The following is a 10947-nucleotide window of genomic DNA, read 5'->3' as shown; positions in this document are numbered from 1 at the left end:
AGATCAGAAATGAGAAGGTCTATATCGGAGAAGCTGTTGTTATGGATGCTCCTGGCGCTGCTGACAGATCAGTATATGTGGCAGTAAGGCCAGAGGGCTTTATCATCGATGAAAATGGTCCACTTGAGTGTGACTTTATCGCAAGAGAAGTAATGGGAAGAGATACAAGCTTTGTAGCTACACATCCTCTTTTTGTTACTACTCACAAGCTCTTTACCGGAGAAAACATAAGAGCAATCGTTCCATCAGAAGAAACTGCAACGGCCAAGGACGGTAAGATAAGATTCACACTTAAGCCAAACAAAGTTCGTATCTTTGATGAGAATACATATGAGAGGGTTGTACTATGAAAAAGAATCTGACAGCCTGGCTGTGCCTTTTGCCAGCCATAGCTTTCCTTGGAGTATTCATGGTATATCCCCTTATCGATGTACTGATATATTCCTTTGAGGAAGGTTACAATTTTGCATCCCAGTCTTACTGGGGAACAGGAGTATATAATTATTCCTATGTTCTTCATGATCCTTATTTTATCCAGGCTCTCAAGAACACCTTTATTATCGTAATAATTACGGTTCCGTTATCTACGGGAATCGCTCTTTTAATATCTCTGGAACTCAGTTCTATCAAGGTACTCAGGGACTTTTTCCAGACTGTATATTTTCTTCCCTATGTCACTAACACTCTGGCAGTAGGTCTTGTTTTCATGATCCTTTTCAAAAAGACTGCATATTCGGATGGTCTGGTATCGCTGCTGATTCAGCTATTTGGTGGTCCTTCAGTTGATTTCATCGACGGACCATATTGGGCCAAGATGTTTGTAATGTGCTTTTACACAATATGGATTGTTATGCCCTTTAAGATACTGATTCTTACAAGTGCGCTGGCTTCGGTTAATCCTATGTACTACAAAGCGGCTGAAGTTGATGCAACCCCCAAGTGGAGAATCTTTTACAAGATAACACTTCCTATGATTTCTCCAATGGTATTTTATCTGATAATCACAGGCTTTATCGGAGCCTTCAAGGCATATAGCGACGAGGTAGCTCTTTTTGGAACTGACCTTAATGCAGCAGGCATGAACACAATCGTAGGTTACGTGTATGACATGCTCTACGGTAACAGCGGAGGCTATCCGTCCTACGCATCGGCAGCAGCTCTTATACTGTTTGCGATCGTGTTTACTATTACAACCATAAATCTTATGGTCAGCAAAAAGACTGTATATTACCAGTAATTCAGATTGAGGAATAACTAAGACATGAACGAAGAAACTAACAAAAAACTGGAACAACAGACAATGATAAATGAGCGCGTCAGGAAATTTGTTATCTATTTCCTTCTGACTTTATGGGCAATTCTGGTTCTTTTCCCATTTTACTGGATGCTTCTCACATCCGTTAAGGGGTATGGAGCTTACAACTCAGAGTATGTGCCCAAGTTCTTTACCCTTAGCCCGACACTTGAGAACTATGTAACAGCCTTTACAGCAGTTTCTCTTGGCAGATACTTTTTTAACACCTTTGTATTTACTGTGCTGACTACAGCGCTGATGATGGTTGTTGTTATCCTGTCAGCCTTTGCTTTTGCAAGGCTTGATTTCAAGGGAAAAGATATAGTGTTTTCTCTTTTCCTGTCTCTTATGATGATACCTAATGAGCTGGTCATCATCACTAACTACGTTACTATTACCAATCTGGATCTGAGGAATACCTTCCTTGGACTTATCCTTCCGTCTGTGACTTCGGTTTTCTACATATATCTTTTAAAAGAAAACTTTGAGCAGATTCCGGAGGAGCTGTATAAGGCTGCAGTTGTGGATGGAACCTCTGATTTCAGGTATCTGTGGAAGGTAATGCTTCCTATATCAAGGCCTACAATCGTTACCATCACTATTCTCAAGGTTATCGAGTGCTGGAATTCTTATGTGTGGCCAAGACTTATCACTGACGATTCCAATTATTTCCTGGTTTCAAACGGTATTCAGGAGATCAGAGAAAACGGCTTTGGACGAGAGAATGTGCCAGCGATGATGGCGGCTGTAGTAGTTATTTCTGTTCCCCTTGTAGTTCTTTTCCTTATTTTCAGACATAAGATCATGGCTGGAGTAGCAAGAGGCGGCACGAAGGGTTGATGTTTCTGGGATTCTAATAGATTTTGTGAGAAAAGAGTATTAGATAGATATGATGATGAGACTAAAGAGAAAGTTCATAGTTGGCTTAAGCTGCATCGCAGTGAGTGCTCTGGCTCTTACTGGATGCCATGGTGCCAAGGACAGCAGCGGCTTTGAGATACCACAGGAGTTTGATGAGAGTCAGAAGATCGAGCTCACCTTCTGGGCCAAGAACGACACCAACGTAACTCAGACAGCTATTTATAATAAAGCCATAGAAGACTTTGAAAAGCTATATCCCAACATAACTGTGAACATGCGACTGTATACAGATTATGGCAAGATCTACAACGATGTTATTACCAATATTTCTACAGGTACAACACCAAACGTATGCATTACTTACCCTGATCATATTGCGACTTATCTGACGGGCAACAACACTGTAGTTCCGCTGGACGATCTTTTTGCAGATGAGAAATACGGACTTGGGGGAAGTAGCCTTAAGTTTGACTCTCCAACAGTAGATGAGATTGTTCCGGAGTTCCTTGGGGAATGCGTTATTGGAGAAAACCACTACGCGCTTCCTTACATGAGATCCACAGAGGCCTGCTACATCAATAAAACCTATGTTGAGGAGCTGGGCTACAAGCTTCCTGAGACACTTACCTGGGATTTTATCTGGGAGGTTTCAGAGGCTGCCATGGAGAAAAAAGCAGATGGCACCTTCAAGATAAATGGCCAGAACGTCATGATTCCTTTCATTTATAAGTCTACGGATAACATGATGATCACAAGCCTTAAGCAGCTTGGGGCTGGCTATTCAGATAGTGATGGAAACATATTGCTGTTTAATGATGATACCAAAGAGGTTTTGAAGACGATTGCAGCTCACACCAAGAATGGTGAGTTCTCGACTTTCAAGATTTCTGGCTATCCTGCCAATTTCCTGAATGCAGGACAGTGCATATTTGCCATAGATTCAACAGCAGGAGCTACGTGGATGGGCTCTAATGCGCCGCTTATCGACATTGCAGAGGAAAAGCTTGTGAACTTTGAAACTGAGGTAATGACGATTCCTCAGTATGACACTGGTCACCCAGCCATGATCTCTCAGGGCCCTTCTGTTTGCATCTTTAATAAGAAAGACTCTCAGGAAGTGCTGGCATCCTGGCTTTTTGCGCAATATCTTTTGACTAACGACGTACAGATCGCATACTCAGAGACTGAAGGATATCTGCCTGTTACCAGAAAGGCTCAGCAGGCCCCTGAATATCAGGAGTATCTATCACTTGCTGGAACTGATAATGATGTCCACTACGATGTTAAGATCAAGGCAGCCAAGCTCCTTATGGATAACACAGAGAATACCTTTGTTACAGCAGTGTTCAACGGTTCTACTTCAGTTCGTGATGCTGCTGGTCAGCTGGTTGAGAATGTCACCAAGTCTGTTAAGCGCAAGAAGACAGTTGATGATGCCTTTATTGATCAGCTCTATGAGGATGTGAAAGCTCTTTATCATCTGGATCAGGGTGCTGGAAGAGCCGGCGCAGGCGGCAAAGCAGACCTTGGAAAGCTTCCGGCTCCGTCGGTTGTGCTTCTGACAGTGCTGGTTCTTGCATGGATCTTGATCGGAGCATATGCGTTAAAAGAGAGACTTTCGAGAAAAGAAAACGAATAAATATTTGTATTATTGCTGTAATGTTAGTATAATTGCATTGTTTGTAATTATTCATGGGCGTTCGCCCACATAATAGGAGGAATATTATGAAGAAGACATTAGCAGTAGTATTGACAATGGGTCTTGCTCTTGCATTCGTTGGATGCGGCAAGCAGGCAGCAGAAGTTGCTGAGACAGCTACAGAGGCTGCTAGCGTAGTAGAAGAGGCTGCAACAACAGCAGAGTCAGTTGCTGAGGCAGTAGCTGAGGTTGCTGAAGAGGCTAAGGCAGAAGGCGTTATGACATACGCTGAGTATGCAGCAGCTGAGCTTGATTCAGAGGTTGTAGTTGAGACTTACGTTCAGGCTAAACAGTCATGGTGGGAAGATAAGGCTACATTCTATACACAGGATGAGGATGGCGCTTACTTCATTTACGAGATGGCTTGCTCACAGGAAGATTATGACAAGCTTGTTCCAGGAACAAAGATCAAGGTTTCTGGTGTTAAGTCTGAGTGGTCTGGAGAAGTAGAGATCGTTGATGCTACTTTCGAGATCGAGGATGGTAACTTCGTAGCAACAGCTAAGGACGCTACAGACCTTCTTGGCAAGGATGAGCTCATCGATATGCAGAACCAGCTCGTATCTTTCTCAGATATGACAGTAGAGGCAGTTTCATTCAAGAACGAGCAGCCTGGTGATGACATCTACCTTACACTTTCTAAGGATGGAGCTAGCTATGAGTTCTGTCTTGAGTACTATCTCAATGGATCAGACGAAGAGTTCTACAACCTTGTAAGCGGACTTGAGGCTGGCCAGACAGTAGACGTAGAGGGATTCCTTTACTGGTACGAGGGTGCTAACCCACACATCACAAAAGTTACAGTAAAATAATCATTTAAATATTTAACCGACAGGGGAGGCGTAGCTATTTAGCTGCGCCTCTTTCCATTTAGGCAGTTTGTTGGTGTATAATTAAGTTAGTAACAGGTGGTTTTTTTGCGAGGGCATATACATGATCAAGGAAGTACATATCAATACCATAGATGAACTTTTGCCACTTCTGACTGAGCAGGAATATAGAGCTGACCTTGATAGGAACAGAAGTCCATATATTTACAGGGGCATGTCTGATTCCTCTTTTCCTATGTATACAAGTCTTAGCAGGAATTGTAAGAGCAGGCAGAATCATTTGGAGCCAGCTATCTTAGAGAACTTTGCCAAGTATGCTATCAACGACGAGCCATCAATTGGAAGCTCAGTCTGGAGACAGATGATCCTGGGACAGCACTACGGACTTCCCACAAGACTCCTTGACTGGACACAGTCAGCTCTTGTTGGCCTTAACTTTGCAATGACCGAGGAAAACCTCGAAGATATGGACAAACACGACTGTATGGTCTGGCGTATCAACATGTCAGAGATGGTTGAGCTTCTTCCTAATAATTACAAATACGCTGTTTACGACAAGCACTCCACTATTTTCACTGTGGATATGTTAAAAGAGCTTACGGGTAACAGCCTTAAACAGTACGACAGGGACATGGGCGACTCAGCCATGGTAATAATCGAGCCACCTTCCCTTAATCAGAGAATCATAAATCAGCATTCTTTCTTTGCTGTTGTTCCAATGGGAATAGAGGATATAGAAGGGTTCCTTGATAAGAACACCAAGGATACAGTCAAATATGTCATTGATAAGAATCTTCGTTGGAGAGTCAGAGATATGCTGGATCAGCTCAATATGAGTGAGCGAATCGTTTATCCGGGACTTGAAGGACTTTCCAAGTGGATTGCAAGACACTACTATGTGAAGTGATTGATCTGCAAGGCATGTAGTGCAATAGAATATTAGAAAAAGAATTTAGTTGTGGGAGAGAGTATGAAGGGACCAGTTATTACAAACGATAAGGTAGAAACAGTTTTAGATAAGAAGTTTATAAGAGTTTTTGATCTTCAGTATGCTGAGGGAGCGCACTATTTTGATGCAACAAGGCGCCCTTTGGAGAATATTGTAGCCACCAAGTCGGAAGAAGAATTTAAGAAGATGCTTCCAGATGCAGTCAGCTGCGTGGTTATCATAGAGCTTCCTGGCAAGGAGCCACAGCTTCTTTTATCCTATGAGTACAGATATCCGGCCGGAAGATTTCTTCTGAGCGTTCCAGCAGGGCTTATGGATCCTGAGGACAGGGATGAGGCAGATCCTATCGCAACGACTGCCATCAGAGAGATTCACGAAGAGACAGGAATTGTGGTAGATACCAAGAGAGACAGCGTATCTGTCATCAATCCGCTTCTTTTCAGTACACCAGGAATGACAGACGAGAGTAACGCTCTGGTACAGGTAATCCTCAGGATGGATAATCTGGATGAGATGAATCAGGAAGGCTGCGAAGGCCCTGAGTGCTTTAACGGCTTTTCTCTCGTGACCAAGGATGAAGCCAGAGAGATACTCAAAAAGGGCGTGGATGAAAACGGCCATTTCTACTCCGTTTACACATGGGCTGCTCTTATGTATTTTGTAACAGATATGTGGAAATAAAGCTAAAGATATTACGAAAAGTTTCCGATATACAGAGTGGAGAAATCATAAGCTGTATCATGATGTGCGTGTCACATTTCATATGGATATGAGGTATTTCTTTTGAAGGCAGGGAAGCAAAAACGGAGTCTGACTCTGAGAAATGGAGGGAACCATGAGTAATATTTCTGAAATAGCTGCTAGTAACAGTTCTGGCGCGTATGAAGCTATTAAAAATTCCAGTGCAAAAGAGAGTAGTGGTGTCAAGACCGGTAACTACGGCAAGACAATTGGAAAGGCCCAGCTGAGCGAAACTGGAGCCAAGTACTACGAAGAGCTTAAGAAAAAATATTCCAATATGGATTTTGTCCTTGTCAGCAAGGATATGAAAGATTATGCCAAGCAGAATGCTGCATCCTACGGAAATGCCAATAAGATGGTAGTTCTGATCGACGAGGAAAAGATTGAGCGCATGGCTACAGATGAGAACTTCAGAGCTAAGTATGAAGGCCTCATAGCAAGAGCACAGTCTCAGATGCCGCAGCTTAAATCTCTTGCTGAGCAGAATGGCAATGTTAAGGCTATTGGAATGCAGGTCAATGACAATGGAACAGCATCCTTCTTTGCTGTTATGCAGAAGTCCTCTCAGGATATGACAGAGAGGTTGGCAGAGAAGAGAGCAGCCAAGAAAGAGGCTGAAAAGGCAGCAGCCAAGAAAGCTGAAAAGAAAGAACAAACAGAAGAGCTCCAGGAAAAGCTCCGGGATAAATCGGCTCAAAAGACCGGAGAAACCAAGAGCTGGGATGAAATAGAAAATGACGAGGATGTTGAGATCATCATGGCAAGCTCCGTTGAGGAACTAAAAGCCAAGATTGAAGCCTACAACTATAATCTCAGAGCCAACAGCGTACAGACGCCTGAGGAGAAAATGGTCGGACAGAGCATTGACTTTAGGGGATAGTCAATTGATAATAATATATAGAGCAGTTGTGTATGATATATTGATTGTGCTGGGGGCATTATGTACAGGATTGCAATATGTGATGACGAGAAAAGCTCTGCTGCTGAGGCGGCAGAGCTTTTAGAAAAATATAAGGCAGCTCATCCAAGGCTTGAGATGAATGTCGATATTTTCTATACTTCTTTGGATCTTTTGGATGCCATAGAGAAGAATACCTATGACCTCTATCTTCTTGATATTTACATCGACAAACTTAATGGAATCGAGATAGCTGAGTCCATCCGTAAAAAGGATGAGAACAGCCATATTGTCTTTATGACTTCGTCCAATGCTTTTTACAAGGAAGCCTTCAGGATTCATGCCGTTCATTACCTCGAAAAACCAATTCTTGAGGAAGACTTTTTTGATGCCTTAGACAGAGTGTGTCAGGATCAGGAAGTTCGTTTCCTTGTTGTGAGGGAGAGCGGAGAAGTCAGCAGAATTCCTATTGATGACATAATCTATGTGGAGTCCGAGGACCACTATAAGAGAATTGTGACCACGGAAAAGAACTACTTTGTCCGCAGTACTATGCAGGCTTTGATGGAAGAAATAGGAGAGCAGTACTTCCATGCTCTTGGAATGAAGACGATCGTGAATCTAAAGAGAGTTCTTAAGATAAATAAAGATACTCTTTCTATGGAAGATGGCACTGAGTTTACGGTTCCAAGAGGAACCTACAGGCAGCTCAGCGACCTGATTTTGAAATATACCTTCTGAAAATAAAAAACTCCATCCCGTAGGATAGAGTAAAACCGGAGTTGAGGGGATTTGAACCCCTGCGCCGGACAAGCCGACCTACCGGATTTCGAATCCGGACCCTTCAACCACTTGGGTACAACTCCAAAGGTGCCTTGAATGCAGATTCAAAGCGCCTTTTATTATACTTTTTTAATGAATATCAGTCAACCGGATAACTTGGCACGGACTTAATTATTTTGTATAATTAAACGTAGTATGTGCGTTTACAATTGAGCTTTTTCAAAGGAGGCCTTTTCACAATGATGAGAATTGGTATGTTGACTAGTGGTGGCGACTGTCAGGCTTTGAATGCAGCAATGCGCGGCGTTGTTAAGTGTATTGCGCACAGCGGTGAGCAGGTAGAGTTCTACGGCTTTTTGAACGGCTATAGAGGACTTATCTACAGCGATTTCAGAATGCTCACATCCAAGGATTTTTCAGGAATCCTTACCAAGGGTGGAACTATCCTTGGTAGCTCCAGAACTCCTTTTAAGACTATCAGAGAACCTGATGAGAATGGTCTTGATAAGGTTGAGGCTATGAAGCAGAACTATTACAAGCTTCAGCTCGACTGCCTGGTTGTTCTGGGAGGAAACGGTTCACAGAAGACGGCTAACCTTCTGAGTCAGGAAGGACTTAACATCGTATCACTGCCCAAGACCATTGATAATGACCTTTGGGGAACAGATATGACCTTTGGATTCCAGAGTGCGGTTGATGTTGCGACACAGGTTATCGACAACATCCATACCACAGCCGATTCTCATGGCCGTGTATTTATTATAGAAGTAATGGGACACAAGGTTGGATGGCTTACACTTAATGCAGGACTTGCAGGCGGCGCGGACGTTATCCTTATTCCTGAGATCCCTTATGATATCAACAAGATTTGCGATGCTATTGAGGCAAGAGATAAGAGAGGCAGCAGATTTACGATCATAGCTGTTGCTGAGGGTGCAATTTCCAAGAAGGATGCCAAGCTGTCCAAGAAAGAACTTAAGGAGAAAATGGCAGATTACAAGTATCCTTCAGTTTCCTACGAGATTGCTGAGGCTATCCAGAACAAGACAGGACATGAAGTTCGTGTTACTGTTCCTGGACACATGCAGAGAGGTGGAGCGCCTGACCCTTATGACAGAGTATTTGCTTCACGACTTGGAGCAGAGGCTGGACAGCTTATTCTTAACAAGGAATTTGGCTACATGGTAGCTTACAAGAATAGAGAGATCGTTAAGGTTCCGCTTGCAGACATCGCAGGCAAGCTCAAATACGTATCTCCTGATGCCAGCATCATTCAGGAAGCCAAGATGCTTGGCGTATGCTTTGGGGACTAAATTATAAAATTAAGTTTTGTTGTGGAGTTTTAGTTTTAAATGGGTTATGTAGCATTATACAGAAAATTCAGACCACCGGTCTTTGAGGATGTCAAAGGCCAGGATCACATAGTTACCACACTCAAGAATCAGATTAAATCAGATAGAGTTGGACATGCTTACCTGTTCTGCGGAACTCGCGGAACAGGTAAGACTTCTGTTGCCAAGATTCTTGCTAGAGCAGTTAACTGCGAGCATCCGGTAGATGGAAGCCCCTGCGGTGAATGCGAAATGTGCAAAGAAATCGCTGCAGGCAACAGCATGAATGTCATCGAGATCGATGCTGCTTCCAACAACGGTGTGGATAACGTCAGAGAGATCATCGACGAGGTTTCTTACTCACCTACCAAGGGTAAAAAGAAAGTATATATTATCGACGAGGTTCACATGCTCTCTACAGGAGCTTTTAATGCTCTGCTCAAGACACTTGAGGAACCGCCGTCTTATGTAATGTTCATTCTGGCTACAACTGAAGTTCAGAAGCTTCCTATTACGATTCTATCCAGATGTCAGCGATATGACTTCCACAGGATCACCATCGATACTATAGAAGCCAGACTTCGCGAGGTTGTAGATGCAGAAGGCATTCAGGTAGAAGAAAGAGCCCTCAGATACGTGGCCAAGACTGCAGACGGATCCATGAGAGATTCACTCAGTCTCCTTGATCAGTGTATCGCTTTCAACTACGGAGAAGAGCTCACCTATGACAAGGTGCTTAATGTTCTTGGAGCTGTGGATACAGAGGTGTTCAGCAGACTTTTTTCCGCACTTTATACTCAGGATATTAACGGGGCGCTTACTCTTTTAGCGGATATTGTTATCCAGGGAAGAGAGTTGTCTCAGTTTGTTAACGATTTTGTCTGGTACCTTAGAAACTTAATGCTCGTGCAGGCTTCAGATCAGATGGAGGATGTAATAGATATCTCTTCTGACAATCTGGTAGCTCTCAAGGAGCAGGCAAACTCAGCAGATATAGATACCATTCTCAGATACATCAGAGTCTTTTCCGAATTATCATCTCAGATCAGATATGCATCTCAGAAGCGTATCCTCATAGAGATAACTCTTATCAAGCTATGCAAGCCTCAGATGGAGAATGCTGAGGATGCCTTTGAGGATAGAATCAGAATCCTTGAACAGCACGACGAGGAAAATGGCAAGCTCCTTAAGGGAATACAGACTGGTCAGGTAGCTGTTTCTGTATCAGGAGGCGGAAGTGCTCCTCAGCAGATGGGAGCTCCCAAGGCCAAGAAAACTCTGGACAGGGCAGTTCCTGAGGATATCAAGAAGGTAGTTAATAACTGGCCTGGTCTACTCATGAGGATGGATAATCCTATGAAGACCTATTTGCAAAGAGCCCGTCTTAGCCTTGGAAACGATGATATCCTTCAAATCGTATTGGATAACAAACAGCTTACTGACAAGTATTCCAAGGGTGAGTCCAAGGAAGAGCTTCAGAACTTCTTGGACAATGCTACAGGCAAGCATATAGAGTTTGAGACAAGATATCTGGAAGCTCAGCAGACCTTTGAAGAAAATT

10 protein-coding genes, 1 tRNA gene and 1 pseudogene are annotated in these 10947 nt (G+C 43.2%); 11 read left to right on the top strand and 1 reads right to left on the bottom strand.

Annotation, left to right across the window (positions count from 1 at the left end; all coding sequences use genetic code 11):
* The 9 genes and pseudogenes from IJI01_RS08855 to IJI01_RS08815 form a co-directional block, all read left to right on the top strand.
* A pseudogene (locus tag IJI01_RS08855) lies at positions 1-350 on the top strand (ABC transporter ATP-binding protein); the annotation flags it as partial.
* Positions 347-1237 (top strand): carbohydrate ABC transporter permease, encoded by an 891-nt coding sequence (locus tag IJI01_RS08850; protein ID WP_292188931.1) that lies wholly within the window; start codon positions 347-349, stop codon positions 1235-1237. The pseudogene IJI01_RS08855 and the gene IJI01_RS08850, both read left to right, overlap by 4 nt.
* Positions 1238-1261: 24 nt before the next feature.
* A complete protein-coding gene (locus tag IJI01_RS08845; protein WP_292188930.1) occupies positions 1262-2134 on the top strand; it encodes a carbohydrate ABC transporter permease in 873 nt (290 codons plus the stop codon).
* Between the two features lie 49 nt (positions 2135-2183).
* Complete coding sequence (locus tag IJI01_RS08840) at positions 2184-3794, top strand: ABC transporter substrate-binding protein (protein ID WP_330623107.1); 1611 nt, start codon at positions 2184-2186, stop codon at positions 3792-3794.
* A gap of 86 nt (positions 3795-3880) precedes the next feature.
* Positions 3881-4666: a hypothetical protein gene (locus IJI01_RS08835; protein ID WP_292188927.1), complete on the top strand. Its 786-nt coding sequence runs from the start codon at positions 3881-3883 to the stop codon at positions 4664-4666.
* 121 nt (positions 4667-4787) lie between these two features.
* Positions 4788-5591 (top strand): FRG domain-containing protein, encoded by an 804-nt coding sequence (locus tag IJI01_RS08830; protein WP_292188925.1) that lies wholly within the window; start codon positions 4788-4790, stop codon positions 5589-5591.
* Positions 5592-5654: 63 nt separating this feature from the next.
* Complete coding sequence (locus IJI01_RS08825) at positions 5655-6314, top strand: NUDIX hydrolase (RefSeq protein ID WP_292188922.1); 660 nt, start codon at positions 5655-5657, stop codon at positions 6312-6314.
* A gap of 154 nt (positions 6315-6468) precedes the next feature.
* On the top strand, positions 6469-7254 hold the full coding sequence (locus IJI01_RS08820; protein ID WP_292188919.1) for a DUF6033 family protein: 786 nt from the start codon (positions 6469-6471) through the stop codon (positions 7252-7254).
* A gap of 60 nt (positions 7255-7314) precedes the next feature.
* Complete coding sequence (locus IJI01_RS08815; RefSeq protein ID WP_292188917.1) at positions 7315-8013, top strand: LytR/AlgR family response regulator transcription factor; 699 nt, start codon at positions 7315-7317, stop codon at positions 8011-8013.
* A gap of 36 nt (positions 8014-8049) precedes the next feature.
* On the opposite strand, the gene IJI01_RS08810 is transcribed toward IJI01_RS08815, so the two are convergent.
* Positions 8050-8138, bottom strand: a tRNA-Ser gene (locus tag IJI01_RS08810).
* A 156-nt stretch (positions 8139-8294) separates the two neighbouring features.
* Between IJI01_RS08810 and IJI01_RS08805 the strand changes: the two genes are divergently transcribed.
* Together IJI01_RS08805 and dnaX are read left to right on the top strand one after the other, a co-directional pair.
* On the top strand, positions 8295-9368 hold the full coding sequence (locus tag IJI01_RS08805) for a 6-phosphofructokinase (protein WP_292188916.1): 1074 nt from the start codon (positions 8295-8297) through the stop codon (positions 9366-9368).
* A 39-nt stretch (positions 9369-9407) separates the two neighbouring features.
* The coding region (gene dnaX / locus IJI01_RS08800; RefSeq protein ID WP_292188914.1) for a DNA polymerase III subunit gamma/tau at positions 9408-10947 on the top strand (1540 nt) is incomplete at its 3' end.

Source organism: Butyrivibrio sp., from assembly GCF_017433805.1.
Classification (GTDB): Bacteria; Bacillota; Clostridia; order Lachnospirales; family Lachnospiraceae; genus Butyrivibrio.
The sequence above is the reverse complement of the archived record's forward strand: the minus strand, read 5'-3'. Positions and strand labels throughout refer to the sequence as shown.